This is a genomic window from Prevotella sp. oral taxon 317 str. F0108, from assembly GCF_000162415.1.
Lineage (GTDB): Bacteria > Bacteroidota > Bacteroidia > Bacteroidales > Bacteroidaceae > Prevotella > Prevotella conceptionensis.
The window spans coordinates 20,742-38,291 of record NZ_GG740076.1 but is presented as its reverse complement, the minus strand read 5'-3'; the positions used below and the strand labels follow the sequence as shown (position 1 = coordinate 38,291).

Below are 17,550 nucleotides of genomic sequence, written 5' to 3'. Positions count from 1 at the left end.
TCAACGGCAATTTTGCCCCTTTCAGTCATGTTTTTCATGGGTCTAAAAGGTTTTATTTATACCATTGCTGTGGATATTTATGCTTTTCGCCTTGCATTTAGTGCCGTTTCACACCGCATTTAGCACCATTTCACCTTGCGTTTTGCACCATTTCACCTTGTATTTTGCATCAAAACGCACTGCGTTTTGCACCATATTGCACTGCGTTTTGCACCAAAATGCACCGCACTTTGCACCAAATAGCAAAAAAACGGCTCAAATGGCAGGCCTTTGAAATAAATATTCATTTTACCGCATTCACGGATTAGCCCCTTTCTTCATCAAAAACAACTTTCGCGAGAATCGTTTTTTTGGGGCAAGGTGAACGATTGGTCGATAAAAAGGGCACTTATTATGTTAAAAATCATGCTGAAAATAAGACAAAACAACTTTATGCACACACGCACGGTCAACAGCACAGAAAAAGCATGCGCTTACTACTGCCAGCATCAACAGCCCCGAAATAACGACTATAATAAACACGTAATCAACCAACAATGCAACAAAAACGCCTTAATTAATCTTTTTTAACCTTCAATTTATATTACATTAAGAATTATTTTTGTAACTTTACAGCGGCAAAACAGTTGACAGGGTCGTACCCTCAAAACCTTCCGAGGCCTTTGCGCAAGCAAAAACATAAGGCAGACGGCAGGCCATAGGTAGGAAAGGCTCCATACTACATCTACAAAGTGCCAAGCGAAGGCACAACACAAGCCGATGCCGAAAGCCTACAAGCAACAGCGCACGGCCAACAAAAACCACTTGCACACTTACCAACCGTTATACCTGAACGGCACAAAATTATATATTATACATGTGCAAGAAAAGGATAAAAAGAATAAAAAACGTACAAAACAAAACCATGAAAAAGCTCAAGCCCATAACAACATGCGCAACATTGGCCGCATCTGCCGCCAAAGGTTACACACGTGTGCCTTGCCCTATCCTCAACAAGGGTTAGGTTGTCGTCAGAAAGGGCGATGAAATGGGACGATTTTAAGCCTCTCATAAATTCGCAGCAACAGAAAGCACTACCACTGCATTGCTAAACACACCTAAGCAAATACTACAAGGACAACGAAAGCAACAGTGAGACAAAAGATATAACCATAAAAAAATTAAATACCATGAACATCAGATACGCTTTAAGTCTATTGCTTATAGCCATAATAGGCGCAAGCACAAAAGTAGCGGCACAGCTGCCCACACCCACACTCATACCAGAGAAGGAAACCTGCATCATACGCGGACAGATAACGTCGTTGGTGGCAGCAGGTGCCAAAGCAAAAGTAAAGAATGTGTCGCTATGCGTAGACTATGGCGACGGCAACCTGGTGCAAGTGGCCTCGACCGTCACCAATAAAGGCCGCTTCCGCTTTAACCGCGACATAACGCCCACACATCCGTCCATGCTCTATTACATAACGGGGCTTGGAAAGGAAGGCATACCCTTTTGGGTAGAACCGGGCGAAGTGAACATCGTGGTGCCAACAGCCAGTCAGGGGGCCAATGCCAAGGTGTCGGGACCAACAACCAACACGCTGTACCAAGCATATTTCGCTCTTGCGAATCAGCGCGACCGCGATTATAACGACTCGGTGGCAGCTCTGCAACGCAGCAAGGGAAACGACTTTATGGCAACTAATGCGGGCAGAGATGCACGACAGGCCTTGCGGGCAGCAGTTGAAAAGCAATGGACCGCCAACCGCAAGCAATTTGTGCTGGAACATAAGGACCTGCCACTGGCGCCGCTACTTGTACAACGCGACTTGTTGCCGATACTTAATAAGGAAAGTGTAGACCAATTGATGCAAGCCTTTTCGCCCAAGCTGGGCAAGCATCCCTATACGCGTTCGCTAAGCAATAACATTAAGGCGCTGAACTTGGGCCAAGGAAAAGAAGTGCCCGACATACGCCTGCCGCTAGAAGATGGGCATGCGATACAACTCTACGACTTGCGCGGCAAGCATGTGCTGCTAACGTTCTGGGCATCGTGGGCTCCGGGCTGCCTTGACGAGATGCAAAACATTAAACGCATATACGACGAAACGCGCAACGCCGCCGATAAGTTTGTTATGGTGAACCTTTCTATCGACAAGGACAAGGAGACTTGGAAACGTTCTGTTAAATCCTTGGGCATTAACCGCGACGGATGGTTGCAAGCCTACGACTCGCAAAACGAGGTGTCGCCTGCTGCCAAGCTGTTCGGCATCCGCGACATACCTAAGTGCATCCTTATTTCGCCCGATGGCAAGGCTATTTCGTTCACGCTGATGGGTATTGAGCTGTTTGCAAGGGTAAAACAAATTCTGGCTGGCGACTTGTACTACCTGCGAGATGAGAATGCAGAAGTAGGGAAATAAGGGGATGGTTTTGTCGGACTAGCCAGACTGGTCGGACTGGTCAGACAAATCAGACAAGTCGGACTGGTCGGACAGGTCGGACTAGTCAGACAAGTCCGACTGGTCCGACATTCCCCATCATCCCCCTTCATCCCCCATTCTCTTTCCTCCACTTCAACCTAGCTTTTGTCATTTGTTCCCTTACTCCACCATTCTGTAAAAACTGCTTTTGTTGCTTGTCAATCAAATGTCGGAGCATATAGGTTGCTTGGTTGATAAGTGTTATACAGAGATTAGCCAACTCCTCATCGGTCAACTTTGGCAGAAGTTTAGTGTACTCATACCCGATGCGGTCACTGCTTGCATAGTGCCTCATCCGTTCAAATCGCGGATGTTCAGGTGTCCATTGCACCTTTCCCCGCACGCGAAGGTAGTCTTCATAATCAACAAGCAGTTCCTCTAAGCTAGCCTTTGCCACATTAGTTAGCTTTATTTCTGTTTCTGCCGAAGTAGTTGCCGCCTCACTTCCTTCGGCAATATTCTGCTTGCCCGACCGCGCAGCCTGAACCATTTGGTCAGTTGTGCGGTCGCGCGAACTGAGAAAATGCGACACAAAATAGTAAGTGACATCATATATTATCGTTGCCACTTGATAAACTCGAAGCTTACGATAACCTCCTTTTTGCTGCAAAAACGGTTGTATCATGGCAGTAGAATAGATATAATTAGGCTACGGCAGGCCTTGCTTGCGCTTTGGGAGCCAAAGCACAAGCAAGAATACGCCCTACCGCTAACCATTAAGCGCCAATGGGCAGCTTATTTCACGATAAACTTAACCAACAAACCGCGGTGATCTGTGGGCCATGTGCCGCCTTTGGGCAATAAAATGGGGTCGTCCCATTTATCTTGGGCGGGTTGCGAACGGCAGACACAGACGTTTGGCCCAAATATCTGGGCTTTGTCCACTTCCATACCACGCCCTTTATAATATATAAGGTCTATGCGTTCGCGTTCGTCGGCCTTTGGTGCCCAAGTAAGTTTCGACATCTCTGCCGCGATGTTAAAACACGGGTAGGTAAAGCCCGGATGCGTTACGGGATTGGGGTATAACACGCGGTAACTATCCTTAAAACCCGCGCGTTGTAGCATCGTCGACACGGTCCAAGGTATGGCCATCCCGTTGTGATCGTATAGATTGGCCGTGGCATGTATCCAATCAAGGTGTGAAGGCTCGTTGAAATCGCCACCAAATACCACGCAACGCCCAGCTACAATGTCGTGGCCAGCCTCGTTAAGGAAAATCTGTACCGCGTTGTCGCGCCACGACAAGTCGTTCAGGCGCAACACCTCGTCGATGCTTTCGGGCTTAGTTGTTTCTTTAAACGTATTGCCGTCATAGCCACGAACGTTGTAATAGGCGCAATCCAAATAGTCAAGGTGCCCTGCGTACACGGCCACCTCAACGCCTTGGACCTTTGCCACCAGCTTATATATACTGCCGTGGTCGCGGTTTTCGGGGAAGATGGGCCGCCAATCGATAATGGGGTGCTTGCTAAGCAACCCCGAATCCTTACTACGGAAAGAATAATAGGTTAGCCCTTTTTCTTTCAAAGCCTGACAAAGACGATGGGTAAAGTCAACGTCGTTGTAGTTGCGCACCTCGCTAAGCGTAACGAAGTCGGGCTGCAAGTTTTGCAATTCGCCGACAATGGCCTCGAAACCGCCAGGTATTAGCGTTCCTTCTTGCCAAATGTTCCATTGCAGAACAGTGAACTGAACTGCCCGCTTTGCTACGCCTTGCGCATTTTTTTGTGCTGTTGCCGTGCAGACAAAGGCGGCCAACAGCATGATAATAACTAGTTTTTTCATTGCATTATGTAATTAATGTTGAGTTGCTATTATAACTTAAAGGTGAAAGGGTGAAAAGGTGAAAGGGTGAAAAGGTGAAAAGGTGAAAAGGTGAAAAGATGGCTGCGCCACAAGTCTTGTTAACTCGTTAACTTGTCAACTCATCAACTTGTCAACTGACTTTTATAAGTTCACTGGCATTAGCCATATTTTCACTTTCTCGCCCGTTCATCCTTCTGCTTTTTAGCTGGTTGTTTAGCATCAAACTCGCCAGACACCACACTTCTTTCCCTGTGGAGAGGGGTTGAGGCGGTGAGCCTTTATTCATCTTGTTCTTGGTCTACATGTCTGCTTTCAAGTCGCGGTGGCTGTTCAAGCACCCATCCTTCGTTATAGTTTTGGTTGTTGGGCAAGTTGGCATCCCCCACTCCGCGCTCCATTAACGCTTGCAACTGGGGCAAGAAATGGGTGTAAACCTGCCGTGGATAAGCCTTATTAGCATGACAAACTGCCGCGGCCATTCCTACAACTTCGCCCATCATGCCCGTTGTTCGCATAACGCGCACCGAACCAAGAGCCACGTGCGTAACACTGATGTTGCGCCCGGCCATGAACAAGTTGCTAATATTACGCGAGTAAAGACAGCGGTAAGGTACGGCGTAAGGATAGATAACGCGCTGCCGCGATATGGCTTTGAAAGGACCAGTGGCGAAGTTTCGGGCGTTCAGCGTGTCGGGATAGTGCAGGTCAATGCTCCAAGTGGTGGTGAAGGTAGCATCTTCGTGGGGCATGTTCTTCACGATGTCTTGTTCGCTAAGCACGTAATCACCCAACAATCGGCGCGACTCGCGCTTGCCTGCCACGTATGCCAGCCAATCCAGTTGTTGGCGTTCGTAGCGTCGGCGGTCTTTACTACGGTTCTTAATAAAGCTCCAATTAGCGTAAACCACCAACATACCATAGTCGCGTACACGTTCCAAATTATCTACAATGCGACTGTTCAGTCCCGTTTCCCATGTCCATTCGCCCCTCAAACGTTTTTCGGCCGTCTGCTCGTTAAAGCTAATGCCGTATTCAAAGAGGGGAAACGATGTTGGTTTGTCTTTCTTCTTAGCATACCATTGCATAGAAACCCCCATAGTCATATCGTCTGCTTGCTGCGGTGCAAGCTCTTCTCCAAAGGCCGATTGCGGCTCGCGACCGATGGAATACATCGCCCCAGCCAGCACGCCCAGCGTGGCATCGCCCGTGCAGTCGGCAAAGAGCGGTGCCTCAAAACGTAGTTCTTCGCCCGTAAGTACGTTCATCGCAATGACAGCAGCAATGGCGTTGTCGCGGTTAATGAGAACGTTGCCTTTGGATTTTCCTGTTCCGTTTGCTGCCAACAACTGGCTCTCTACCCCATTTTTTGCACTACTTGCAGTTACATTTAGGTCTGAATCAGAGGCGGAAGATGCTTTGGGGATAGCTCCATGCGGTATTGCCGATGGTTGTAAAGCAGGCAAAAGCTTGGTCATGGGTATGTGTTGACCCTGCATTTGGACACCGCAGACGTGATGATTGAGGAAAAGCGAGACGTTGGATTCGCCCTTTACGAACTTCAATTTGCGGTCGTCGGCATAGTTCTCGGCAGGCATGGCGTTTCCTTCTTGCGTGGGGCCGAACTCTTTTTGCAGGTCGCCCAACCGCGGATACTTGCCTGTGTTGATGCGCCCACCAAGATATACGCGCACTTCCGAGCTGTTATTGCCGCCCAACACGGGACGATTTTGTACCAAAGCCACCTTCAAGCCCAGTCTTGCGGCGGCCACGGCAGCACTCATTCCGGCCACTCCACCACCCACAACAACTAGATCGAACACCCCTGCCGAACGCACGTGTTGGCCTCTTCGCAACATCTTGTCGCGGTATCTTTTTAGTGTTTCGTAGCCTTCGGGCGGCGGAACGGGCGATGTGTTAAGGCAAATGGCATCGCACCGACCATCAAAGCCCATAAGATCGCATAGTGCCAGCGTTGCCGTTCCTTGTTTAAGGTTCATCGTTCCCGCCTTTTGCCATTGCCAGCGGTTGCCAGTTTGACCAACGATTACAGGCAGGCGTTTGCCGTTGATGGCCACTTTAAACCCGCCAGGACCCGCTGCGGAGTGCCACGGCGCGGTCCAATTGTAGGTTCGAACATACACGTTGTAGGTTGCCGCGGTATCTATTCGCACCTTCGTAAGCGCATCTTTAACGGGCGTTCCCAGTCCGTGGGCGATGAGGTAAGGCGACCCCATCCCCTCAATCATTTGTTGATCTACCAGCCATCCGCCCTTTTCTTGGAAGCTTTCGGCCTCAATCCAAATGTTAGCGGCTGTAAGGGGCTTAGCCAACCACGCTGCGATGAGCAGTGCAAGGGCAAGAAATGGTGTCGTTCTCATGCTTGAAGAGTTTATGATGTGGAGAGCTTGTGAGTTTATGAGGTGGTAAGTTGATGGGGTTTTGAGTTCATGGGGTGGTGCGGTTATGAGGTTATGAGGTGGTAAGTTGGTGAGGTTTTGAGTTCGTGAGTTGGTAAGTTGATGAGCCTTTTAAGGTGGTAAGTTCATGAAACCATTAGTTTTTCAAGTGGTGAAAAGTCTAATTTATTAGTTTGTTAGCTGGAAAGCAAACAGGCAAACTACTTCTCTCGCCAGCCTTAAACCCTATCAACTCGCGAACCCATCAGTTCAAAAGACCATCAGCTCATCAGCTCATAACCTCATCAGCCCATAGATTCACGAAGTTATAATCTCAAAAAATCATGAATTCACCAACACGAAAGGCTCACAACTAATGAGCCAACGGGCCAATAATCTTACCAACTTTTCAACTCGCCATCTCATGAACTCATGAACTTATAAGCTTAAAAAACCATAAACTCATAACCTAGATAACCACGGCCGTTCCGCTAACAGCCACCATGAGCATGGAGCCGTTCTGACCAATGGTTTCATAATCGATGTCTACACCTACAATCGCGTTGGCACCCATTTCTTCGGCGCGCCGTTGCATTTCGGCTAGCGAAGTGTCTTTCGCTTCACGCAAAACTCTCTCGTACGAGCCGCTGCGTCCGCCGATAATGTCGCGGATACCAGCCATGAAGTCTTTAAAAAGGTTGGCGCCGATAATGGTTTCGCCAGTCACTACGCCCTTATACGCTTGTATGGGGCGACCTTCGATAGTGGGGGTTGTGCTTATTAACATACGTCTTATATATAATAATGTGTTCATTGCGACACTCACAAGCATGCTTGGGCGCGATTTCATGCTTTCGGTTTGCCTGCTTGTTACCTCACGACAGAGGTGATAGGCAAAGTCTTGTTTTTAGTTATCGTGTACAAAGATAAGGATATTTTTCGAGTTAAGGGTAAGTAAGTGCGTGAAATAGTGGACAGGTGGACGAGTGAACAGGTTGACTAGCGTACAAGTTAACGAGTGAAAAAGTGGACGAGTGAACAAGTGGACAGGCGGACAAGCGAACAAGTGGACGAATGGACAAGTAGACGTGAGGACGGGTTGACGGGCTTACAAGCCACCGAGCTAACAGGCTTAGACGTTGGCAGGGTGTGCAACCAACAAGGATTTCTGCCATCCACTTCAAAAGCTGTGGGTTTTGTTCCATCGCCTCCTAGCCCTCGTAAGAAGTTTCAATCCCACAGTTTTGCCAGTTTGTCATACGCGTATGCCGTTTTGTCACACCGCTTGCATTGGTACAGAACTTGTATATAATTAGGTGAAAGCCAAGGCGAAAGCCGAGGCAAAGAAATGAACAATAAACAAAAAACAACTTATAAATATAGGAGATATGATTATGTTACCAGTAATGAAAAGGAATTCTTGGTTGCCCGAAGTGTTCGACGACTTTTTGAACAGCAACCTTATGCCACGCGCTAACGCCACGGCTCCTGCCATCAACGTATTGGAGAACGACAAACAATATACCGTTGAGCTTGCCGCTCCTGGATTGAAGAAGGACGATTTCAGCGTAAACGTGAACGAGGACGGCAACCTCTCCATCAAGATGGAGCAAAAAAGCGAGTCGACCGACCAGAACGAAAAGACACATTACTTGCGCCGCGAGTTCAGCTACTCGAAGTATGAGCAGACCCTGCTCTTGCCAGAAGACGTAAACCGCGAGGCTATCGCTGCCCGTGTGAACGATGGCGTGCTGACGGTTGACCTACCCAAGGTGCAGAAAGAAGAGCAAAAGCAGTTCCGTTCGATACAAATCGACTAAGGCTGCGCCTCGGCATCAAGCGTTTTCGCTAGCCAATGGTTAACAAGTAAAAGGGCATGGCGCTTTGTTAAACTGCAAACCCATGCCCTCGTTAACTCAAAGCTTTGTTAACTCGCAAAACCCGTCAACACGTTAAGGAGCAAAATTATTACGCCACTTAACTTGCGGGTACGTACACTTGTTAACAAGCATCCTCTTGGCGAACTCGTTTACGTTTCGACATGTTAACCTGCGAACTCGTTAACCTGTCGACAAAAAACAGAACACTCATAATTTTAGTTTGATTGATATTTAGTTTTTATTTGGTAGATTTAGTTTTCCACAGGTCCGACGACAGCGATGCCGTTGGACCTTTTTCTATGCAAAACACGTAGAACAGACCAGCAAATTCGCCATACAGACAAGCCGACATAACGGCAAGGAACGCATTTTGGTAGAGAAATAAGCCCAATTTGTAAAGAAGTTTTCAGCTAATTTAAAAAAGTCCAACTAAAATTTGGTACTTTCAGTTATAATGTGTATTTTTGTAAATAGAATTATAAACTTCATATTTGGCGTTACACCGCGCACCATTTTCTCACTTCTTCTATCCTAAGGCAAGCTGAGGAATGGCTGCAAAAATGGTTAATTGCCCATTCATAAAAATCTTTTTCACTACAAGAAACGTCCCGTATATTGCGTGAGCAACATACGGGACAATGTTTATTGGGGAGCGTTGAGTTGGTGGTGGTCTCATAACAAACAGCCCGTTTGGGATGGTCACCAACCTGCAAGAACAGACATGCAAGAACAAGTTCCGGTGTCAACAACGCTATCAGAACATGTCCAAGAAACGCCCTTCGGCATTTACACCTTGCTCACAAGGGCGCAATTAGTTATCAAATTCTTGTGTGTTTAGACTGTAAAGCCTTAAAACCACTCAACAACTTGGTTGATTATATGCTCACTACAATCTCGTTTATGTATCTAAGGAGCATTATCAGTCCTCCAACACCCATCATCAGCGCTGCTGTTTTCTTATACCATTTCTTCACAACTTCCCTCCTTTGTGGGGCAATAGCGCGTTTAACTACGAACCACAACAAATACATCAGCATGCCAATCTTGGTGAAAAGCATGCAATAAAAGCCATACTGGCAACTAGATATGTTTACACATAGCGCACAGAGAAACATCTCTTCTGGCTCGAGATCAAAATATTTAAGCGTACTGTCAAAACTGTTACTCATCATTTTCGGTCTTTTGAGGTTTCTTATTTTAGAGAGGTCAGCCTAATTTCTTCCTTTCTTGTCAGGACTGGGCACACAACACTGATTTTCATTTGGCGTAACGTGGCAAGCCAGGCAGCACTCTTGCACGCATGGATAGAACACGCGATGTCTCCAGCACTCATTAAAGTCCGCAGTCTATTGGCAATTGTTCACACTATCCAACAAGCCCCTTTCAGATGCGTAGCATGCAAAACAGAACGCCAAGCGCCGCTCGTGTTGCACTGTGTCGTTCTACATCTAAAAACGAAGTCACTTTTTGCGGCATACCGTTTTGAGTAAGAACAAAAAGAATTAAGCCTGTTTTTAGGTTTTTACTTTGAGAATATACTTTTCCATATAAGAAAGTTTTAAATTGTTAGGTTCTGCAAATATACGCATTTAAAATAATACAAACAAGAAATTGTCGACCTTTTGAGCGTGCCATTTTATCTCTCTGAACACTCTCGTAGGTTTGTAGTGAAACAGAGTTGAATTTAGATAATTTAGTTGAAGTCTTGATAAAAATGGCAGCAACACAATCACATTGAAAGTTCGTTCGCCTTTCGCCACCTACACCCTTGCGTTAATTGGGATGCGGAATGTTGCTCCGTAGAAATAACTATCAGCAGGTTACCTTGCCGACAAGGTTGGAAAGCGCATGTCAAAGCAAGCTTTGTCTGACTATAACAGGAGAAGGAACAGACATGCTAACAAACTGACAAGTAGACAAGAAGATAGGTCGAGAAGGCACAGGCTGACGAGGCTTTCAGGCTAACAAGTTGACGGGTTGGCATGCTAACAAGTGGACTAGTAGGCCTATTGCCCCAACACAACTTGCCTATTGGAATGGTGTTGACTCACCATATCACTAGCAAGAAAGGCGCAATTCCTATCCCAAGCCCACAAAAACAAGCTCCTCATGCGGCCTAACCCCTCCTCAAGCCACCATTTATCTCAACGTTTGCCACCACAATATTGCCCGATGAAACAGACATTGCCAAAGCCATCGGAGATATAATAAAGGAAAGGGCGATTGGCGGTGAAGTGAAGTTCGCGCGGTTGTAATATATCACTTAGCGCCCCTAACTCAGTGGCAGTAGACGATATGGCCGTCGACCCCTGCTCGTCTAGGCTAAATTGGGTTTGTTGTACAATGTCGTTAACCCACAAAGCCCCAGAACTCATTTTGCTCAAGTGGGCTGTTTGAGAGAACGTTTGTTTGATACCAACCTTCGCAAGTAAGGGTTTAAGGGCAACAGAAGTGTTTAAGCGCATGCGTGGAATACGTACATGAACTTCGTCGAACGTCACCAGACTATTGTTTATCTCCTGTAACATGCGTGCATCTAGCTGCTTAACCAAGTTTATTAAGGGTTGTCCCTCAACGGGGAGCAACATCGTTATGTTGAATTGTCCTCTGTAAGGCATGCGTAAGGCTATGAAATGCTCGTCGTACCTTCCTTTAAACGTATCGTCATTAAGATGCCTTGACATCATCCACACACTATCTATGCTCCCATCTTCGCAATAAAAGGGGGCTTTACGTGTAGATTCTTCATCGAAACATTGTGCCCATCCGCCCTGAAAGACAATCGTGTTGGCAAGGCAGGCCTGCGCATTGGCCGATAGTTTCAAGGGCAATTGCTTTACCTTTCCTTCTGTTTGTTCGCTTATCCATTGGTCAGCCTGCTGTTGAAGTTGATTTACAGAAGTCGCCGAGATGGCATCGGCGAAATAATTGCTTGCCAAGACTTCTTTGAACGACCCCTTAACAACATCTTCTCCAATGGTAGCAAGTAGGTTGGCTGTATGCATATAGTCGTCGGTTTGTTGCCCCTTTATACGATATTTTTTGCGCTGTGCCACAAGAAAGGTTCGGCAAAGCTCATTCACGCGCTGCAAATCGCCTTCCCCATAGCCCAAGGCCTTACAAATTTCTGCTAGTGTTTCGCCATCGGTTCCGTTGTTTAGCATGTTCAAACTATAAACAACGCCCATAGGCGAAATAACCATACTACTATCGGGGTGGGCCTGCGCCATGACCTGGAAGAGACGAATACCAAATTCATTGCTGCCATCTACCAGTTTTCTTTGGCTCTCATCTAGAAAGAAACTCACTTCCGCTTTCTCCGCAACGTCTTTCAAACGCTCGCGACGAGGTGCTGCACAGGCCACGCATAGTGCCAGTAGGCATGTGAATAAGGTTGTTTTCATGATGATATGGCATTTAAGTTGTTAGCTATTTAGGATTAAAGGCGGTGCGGACTTTTAAGGTTGACCGCTTTGGGGAGAAGCTTTTTCTGCTTTCGCCAAGCGCATAGTTGAGAGCTGCACTTGGCGAAAGCAGAGGTTTGTAAAGGGCCATTGGCGGCTTGGGGCGGTGCCTAAACATGCGGTGGGGCATTGTTTAAGCGACACGACAAGCGGCGTATGCCCTTCGTTTTTTAGGCCTGTCCGATGGCGTTTACCCACCCGCAGTCATCCGTTTGTTAAGCTGAAACAGCGACGGCAGCAGCACAAGCAGCGAGCAGAACAAGCCCATGTACATCAGTTTGTTGTCGCCGTGGAACAAGTCGATAAGTTGTCCGTCGTTCATCTCTGGCATCAGCTTGTACATAGTGTAAGCCACCGTGTTGTTAACCCAATGCAAGGCCACCCCAAGCACGATGCTGTGGGTGCGACAGTACATCCACCCCAATAGCAAGCCCATGACAAAGGCGTTGGCAAACTGGGCCACATTGCCGTGCACGGCACCGAAAAGCAGGGCCGAAACAACGATGGGTATCCAAGGCAAACGATAGTTGAAGTAAGCCATCAGACTGCGCAAGATGGCTCCGCGAAACACCAACTCTTCGGCCACAGGGGCTAAAATGCCCAATGCGAGATAGCCCCAACTGCTGCCCATGATGCTCTCGAAAAGATGTTTAACATCTTCGCTCATGGTGATATTCATCTGCTCGTACAGCCATTGCAGGGGAAGTATGGCGCCCAAACCCGCAAGGATGGCCCAAACTAACGCACCCCACGGCTTTTGTTGAAGGTAATAGCGCGATATGGGCGCCCACTTGCACCACACAAAGAGGGCGATAAGGATGACACTGCTCACTACACTGCTCAGCGTTAGGGCTTTGGCACTGGCAGATGGTGGGTGTTTTATCGAGTCGTCGAGGTAGAGTGCCACGAGCGAAACCACAAACTGCACGGCGATGAATGCCACAAGGTAGCCTAGCACGTTGAGAATAAGCCTGTTGTTCTTTTCCATATATTGTGTTTGTTTTAATCTATCAATGTTTGTCTACCAGCCGTTTAAATGGCATAAAAGCCTCATCCTTGCCTTGTTTCCTTTTGACAAGGGGCAGACGTAAAGCCCATCACACGTTTTGAACGAGCCTTCTTGCCACCTCTTCATCTTCTTTCATCTTCGCTTTCAGCTGGTCTATCGTGTCGAATTTCACTTCGGCACGAATGCGGTCCACGAATGCGATGCGCATGTTTTGGCCGTAGATGTCGGCCGAGAAGTCGAGGATGTTGGTTTCGATGGTTACGCCCTTGCCGTTGAAAGTGGGGCGATTGCCGATATTGGTCATGCCCATCAGTGGGTGTTCGTGGCCTTCAACCTCCACCCATGTGGCGTAAACACCGTTTTGAGGAAGCAGTTTCTGAGGGTTTTCTACCAGCAGGTTGGCCGTGGGAAAGCCCATTTTGCGCCCCTCTTGAAAACCTGGCACCACCTTTCCACCTAGCGAATAGGCATAGCCCAACAGCGCATTGGCCTGCTTTACACGCCCTTCGAGCAGATGAGTGCGTATGGCCGACGAGCTGACGTGCACCCCATCGGGTTCAAATTGCGGTGCCTCTACCACCTGGATGCCCAACATTTCTCCATATCGGCAATAGTCTTCGAAACCTTCTTCGCGGTTATGGCCAAACTTATTGTCGTAGCCGATAACCAGTTGCCCCACGTTGAGCCGTTCTTTCAGCACCCGCTGCATAAACTCGCGCGCCGTAAGCGTGGCCATGTTCTGGTCGAAATTCAGCACCATCGTATGGTCAATGCCCGTTTCGCACAGCAGTTTCTGTTTCTCTTCGGGCGTTGAAAGCAGCTTAGGAACAAACGATGTTTGCACCACTTGGCGCGGATGTGTGCCGAAGGTAACAACCATCGAGGGCATGCCTTGCCCCTGAGCCAACTGCCGAACATGACTTATCAGGTAGCGATGGCCTAGATGCACGCCATCGAAAAAGCCGATGGTGGCCACGCAAGGAGGGGTGTTGTATGTGTGCATGGCGTTAGGCGGGGTTGGTTGATGGAGCTTTGGGTTTCAGTCTGCGCCACACTTCGCCCACCCACATCACAACAGACGTTGCGCCGATGATAGCCGCCCACTCTGTGAACGACAGCGGAACGGTGCGGAACATACGACCGCCGAAGGTAACAATGAGCCATTGTCCGGCCAAGATGAGCAGCAGAACGAGCAGCAATCCGCGGTCGGCATAAAGGCGACGGAAGGTACTATGGTGCGAGTTAAGTGTCTTAGCGTTGAACAAGTTCCAGAATTGCAGCATCACAAACGCCGTGAAGAAGATGGTTAGCTGGTGCGTATCAAGCTGCCCTCCGCTTTCGTTGCGGAAGTAAACCAGCAGGGCAAAGAGCATGGCGAAGAACATCAAGCCGCAGAAAACGATGCCGCGAGCCATTGACGGAGAAATGATTGGCGCGGTTTGCTTGCGCGGACGCTCGTTCATCACTTCGCGCGTGGGTGGCAACGAGGCCAAAGCCATAGCCGCAAAGGTGTCCATAATAAGGTTTACCCAAAGTATCTGCGTAACGGTTAACGGCATTTGGGTGCCGATAATGGCGCCGCCCAGCACCAAAAGCAGGGCGGTGAGGTTTACCACTAGCTGGAAAAAGAGGAAACGGCGTATGTTGTTGTACAGCGAACGACCCCACATCACGGCGCGTTCGATGGAGCGGAAGGAGTCGTCGAGCAGGGTCATATCCGATGCCTCTTTGGCTACATTGGTGCCACTACCTAGCGAAAGCCCCACGTGGGCGTGGTTCAGTGCAGGGGCATCGTTGGTTCCGTCGCCCGTAACGGCCACCACCTCACCACGTTGTTGCAGCAGGTTAACCAGTCGTTGCTTGTCGGTGGGACGTGCACGCGACATCACTCGCAGCACTCTCACCCGTTCGTAGGCCGACTCGTCGCTCAGCGCGGCAAAGTCGGGACCTGTTATTTGCGCCTCGATGGGCGTATCTTTGTGCCATATTCCTATCTGTCGGGCAATCTCGATGGCCGTTGCAGCGGTGTCGCCGGTAACAATTTTCACCTCGATACCTGCATCAAGACATTCTTTTACGGCTGCGGGCACATCCTGGCGAATTGGGTCGCTAATGGCAGCCACGCCTTGAAGGGTAAGCCCCTGCATGAAATTGGCATCGGCAAAATTTACTTCCACCTCGCCGGGCAATGGTTTATAGGCAAAGACCAAGGTGCGCATGGCCTTGTTTTGGTAGCTTCTCAGCAGGTGGGTTGTGTCGTGTCGCTCCTCGTCTGTTAGCGAACAAAGGCCCATGATGGTTTCGGGCGCACCCTTTACAAAGAGAAACCGCTGACCGTTTAGGCTGGCAACGGTGGCCATATACTTGCGTTCGGTAGAAAAAGGCAGTTGGTTTTCTACCTTGCCGGCGGCACGCAGTTCACGATAATTATGCCCGTTAGACGTTAACCACAGCAGTAGGGCAATCTCGGTTGGGTTTCCTATGCCCGACGTAATGTTGTCTTTGGTTTCCAGATGGGCCGTGGTGTTCAGCGCAATAGCATCTACCAGTGGCGTTTCGGGCGCAAAAACGCGCAGTTCTGCCACCTGCATCTTGTTCTCGGTAAGCGTTCCCGTCTTGTCGGTACATATCACGGTAACGGCCCCCATCGTTTCGCAAGCGTGCAATTTGCGCACAAGGTTGTTGCTTTTAAGCATTCGGCGCATGTTCAATGCAAGGCTCAACGTAACGGCCATAGGCAATCCTTCGGGCACCGTCATCACCAATAGCGTTACGGCCATCATGAAATAGCGCAACACAATCTCGGCCATGCGCATGTAGTCTTGACCTTGCCAAAGGGGATTGGTAAACACATCGTGGGCAAGGAACACGGCGAAAGCGGTGACGGCCACGGCAGACCCCACCTTGCTGATGAGCTTGGCCAAGTGGTCGAGCTGCTGATTGAGGGGCGTTTTCACGGCTGTCAGTTCGGTGGCCTTGCATGCCACCTTGCCAATCTCCGTGTTATCGCCAATGGCTGTGACCCTTGCCAGGCCGCTACCATTCATCACCATCGTAGAGCGCAGCACCACATTGGTGGGGTAAGTGGCCTCTTCTTCGGCCACTTCGGGCGTTGCATGCTTGTTGATGATGGGTTCGCCGGTGAGCGAAGACTCGTCGATCTGCAAGTCAGACGATTGCAGCAACAATCCGTCGGCAGGTATTTCGTCGCCCACTTCAATCACCATCAGGTCGCCAGGCACCACGTCTTTGCGCGCCACGGTGGTGGTTTGTCCGTTTCGGCGCACCTTTACGGGCTGCTCTTCGCCAAGGGTTGTGAGCACGTCGAACTTCTTTGCGGCGTCTCTTTCAAAGTAAAAGCCGATGGTGGTGGCTAGGATGATGGCCAAGAATATGCCTATGGTTTCGAGAAACTCGCCGTTGATGAACGAGAAAACGAGCGAAACGGCAACGGCCACAAGCAGGATTTGGATGATGGGGTCGCGGTACTTGTCTATGTAAAGTGCCCAAAGCGATGCTCGTTTCGGGGGTGTTAGCACGTTATATCCGTGTTGCTCACGGCTTTTCGCAACCTGTTCGTCGGTCAATCCGTTGTTGTCGAACTTCTCTGATGTCGTTTCTATACTCATTGATACGTCTATATAGTTGTGTATGGGGCACATTTCCCCAAGTATGCAAAGATACATAAAAGTGCTTGAACTTGATGTTGCCCACCTCTTTTTTACTTCTTTTTTTCTTAATTGTTTGGATATTTGGTGTAAAACTACTACCTTTGCACTTGCAAACAACCCCTATGTGGGTGGTTCGGGCTTTTAGCTCAGTTGGTTAGAGCAACAGACTCATAATCTGGAGGTCCTAGGTTCAAGCCCTAGATGGCCCACGAAGAACTCATAAATAAAGTTGAAGATTTACATTTAAATGGAAGAGGAACTGCCGTGAGGCAGCTCCTCTTTTTCGTTGAGGAGCAAGGGGAAACAAGTATGAGCCGCAAAGTGGGCTATGGTTACTTAGCTGTGAGCGGTGGCATAAGGTTAGACGAGGAGCAATTGTTAGAAACCATAACAAGTGCATTAAACCTTCCAATAGTTTAAATTGAAGTTTAATGTTAATTTATTTGCCCTCTCTTTCTATTTGACTTTGTATTTGATACCCCTTGGCGGAATAAAATCAAACCAACAAATACAGACAAAAGTAGCACATATCGCTGTTTTTAGCAACTTAGTAGCTATAATCCCATAAGTTTAAATCATCACATGACAACCTTTAAGTATGCCCTAAATTAATTCCGCCAACGGGTTAGAAATATTTGGTTAGGAATATTTTTCTGAATAGAATAAGATAAAAATGTATAGAGCCTAAGCTTAGGATGAAAATATATGTAGAAGTCATCTAGACTTTTCCCTCTTTCTTATCTTTTTCAGAAAAATCAGTATAAATGCGATATAGTTCCATCCCTCCCAACTGGTTTGTGTGGTATCGAACCTGTTGAGCACGCTCCTGTATGAGTCCATCCACGTATTAGTCCTT

General features: G+C 48.3%; 12 protein-coding genes, 1 tRNA gene and 1 pseudogene. 4 read left to right on the top strand and 10 right to left on the bottom strand.

Annotated elements, in window-relative coordinates; translation table 11 throughout:
- Positions 1 to 1,169: 1,169 nt before the first annotated feature.
- The gene (locus tag HMPREF0670_RS12745) at positions 1,170 to 2,405 is read left to right on the top strand and encodes a TlpA disulfide reductase family protein (RefSeq protein ID WP_083786877.1); all 1,236 of its coding nucleotides are present in this window, start codon (positions 1,170 to 1,172) and stop codon (positions 2,403 to 2,405) included.
- 127 nt (positions 2,406 to 2,532) lie between these two features.
- Here the strand turns inward: HMPREF0670_RS12745 and HMPREF0670_RS12740 are convergent, their stop codons facing one another.
- From HMPREF0670_RS12740 to HMPREF0670_RS12725, 4 genes are all read right to left on the bottom strand, one after another.
- Positions 2,533 to 3,090 carry a four helix bundle suffix domain-containing protein gene (locus tag HMPREF0670_RS12740; RefSeq protein WP_009231565.1) on the bottom strand — a complete coding sequence of 186 codons (558 nt, stop codon included), beginning with the start codon at positions 3,088 to 3,090 and terminating at the stop codon, positions 2,533 to 2,535.
- 110 nt (positions 3,091 to 3,200) lie between these two features.
- Positions 3,201 to 4,253: an endonuclease/exonuclease/phosphatase family protein gene (locus HMPREF0670_RS12735; protein WP_044078300.1), complete on the bottom strand. Its 1,053-nt coding sequence runs from the start codon at positions 4,251 to 4,253 to the stop codon at positions 3,201 to 3,203.
- 299 nt (positions 4,254 to 4,552) lie between these two features.
- Entirely contained in the window at positions 4,553 to 6,652 is a 2,100-nt protein-coding gene (locus tag HMPREF0670_RS12730; protein ID WP_009231563.1) for an FAD-dependent oxidoreductase, read from the bottom strand.
- 487 nt (positions 6,653 to 7,139) lie between these two features.
- Positions 7,140 to 7,457: a heavy metal-binding domain-containing protein gene (locus tag HMPREF0670_RS12725; RefSeq protein WP_009231561.1), complete on the bottom strand. Its 318-nt coding sequence runs from the start codon at positions 7,455 to 7,457 to the stop codon at positions 7,140 to 7,142.
- 619 nt (positions 7,458 to 8,076) lie between these two features.
- Here HMPREF0670_RS12725 and HMPREF0670_RS12720 point away from each other — a divergent pair.
- Positions 8,077 to 8,490, top strand: coding sequence for an Hsp20/alpha crystallin family protein (locus HMPREF0670_RS12720; RefSeq protein ID WP_044078336.1), 414 nt, complete (start codon positions 8,077 to 8,079; stop codon positions 8,488 to 8,490).
- 935 nt (positions 8,491 to 9,425) lie between these two features.
- Here the strand turns inward: HMPREF0670_RS12720 and HMPREF0670_RS12715 are convergent.
- From HMPREF0670_RS12715 to HMPREF0670_RS12695, 5 genes are all read right to left on the bottom strand, one after another.
- On the bottom strand, positions 9,426 to 9,722 hold the full coding sequence (locus HMPREF0670_RS12715; RefSeq protein ID WP_019187652.1) for a hypothetical protein: 297 nt from the start codon (positions 9,720 to 9,722) through the stop codon (positions 9,426 to 9,428).
- Positions 9,723 to 10,694: 972 nt separating this feature from the next.
- Complete coding sequence (locus HMPREF0670_RS12710) at positions 10,695 to 11,954, bottom strand: serpin family protein (protein ID WP_009231559.1); 1,260 nt, start codon at positions 11,952 to 11,954, stop codon at positions 10,695 to 10,697.
- 250 nt (positions 11,955 to 12,204) lie between these two features.
- A complete protein-coding gene (locus HMPREF0670_RS12705) occupies positions 12,205 to 13,002 on the bottom strand; it encodes a CPBP family intramembrane glutamic endopeptidase (protein ID WP_009231558.1) in 798 nt (265 codons plus the stop codon).
- A 109-nt stretch (positions 13,003 to 13,111) separates the two neighbouring features.
- Entirely contained in the window at positions 13,112 to 14,026 is a 915-nt protein-coding gene (locus tag HMPREF0670_RS12700; protein WP_009231557.1) for a bifunctional riboflavin kinase/FAD synthetase, read from the bottom strand.
- Between the two features lie 4 nt (positions 14,027 to 14,030).
- A complete protein-coding gene (locus tag HMPREF0670_RS12695; RefSeq protein ID WP_009231556.1) occupies positions 14,031 to 16,652 on the bottom strand; it encodes a calcium-translocating P-type ATPase, PMCA-type in 2,622 nt (873 codons plus the stop codon).
- Between the two features lie 177 nt (positions 16,653 to 16,829).
- Between HMPREF0670_RS12695 and HMPREF0670_RS12690 the strand changes: the two genes are divergently transcribed.
- Together HMPREF0670_RS12690 and HMPREF0670_RS15880 are read left to right on the top strand one after the other, a co-directional pair.
- Positions 16,830 to 16,903, top strand: a tRNA-Ile gene (locus HMPREF0670_RS12690).
- On the top strand, positions 16,896 to 17,114 hold the full coding sequence (locus tag HMPREF0670_RS15880) for a hypothetical protein (protein ID WP_083786875.1): 219 nt from the start codon (positions 16,896 to 16,898) through the stop codon (positions 17,112 to 17,114). The genes HMPREF0670_RS12690 and HMPREF0670_RS15880 overlap by 8 nt, the downstream gene beginning before the upstream one ends.
- 294 nt (positions 17,115 to 17,408) lie before the next feature.
- Here the strand turns inward: HMPREF0670_RS15880 and HMPREF0670_RS17200 are convergent.
- Positions 17,409 to 17,550 (bottom strand): annotated as a pseudogene (locus HMPREF0670_RS17200) (IS5/IS1182 family transposase); the annotation flags it as partial.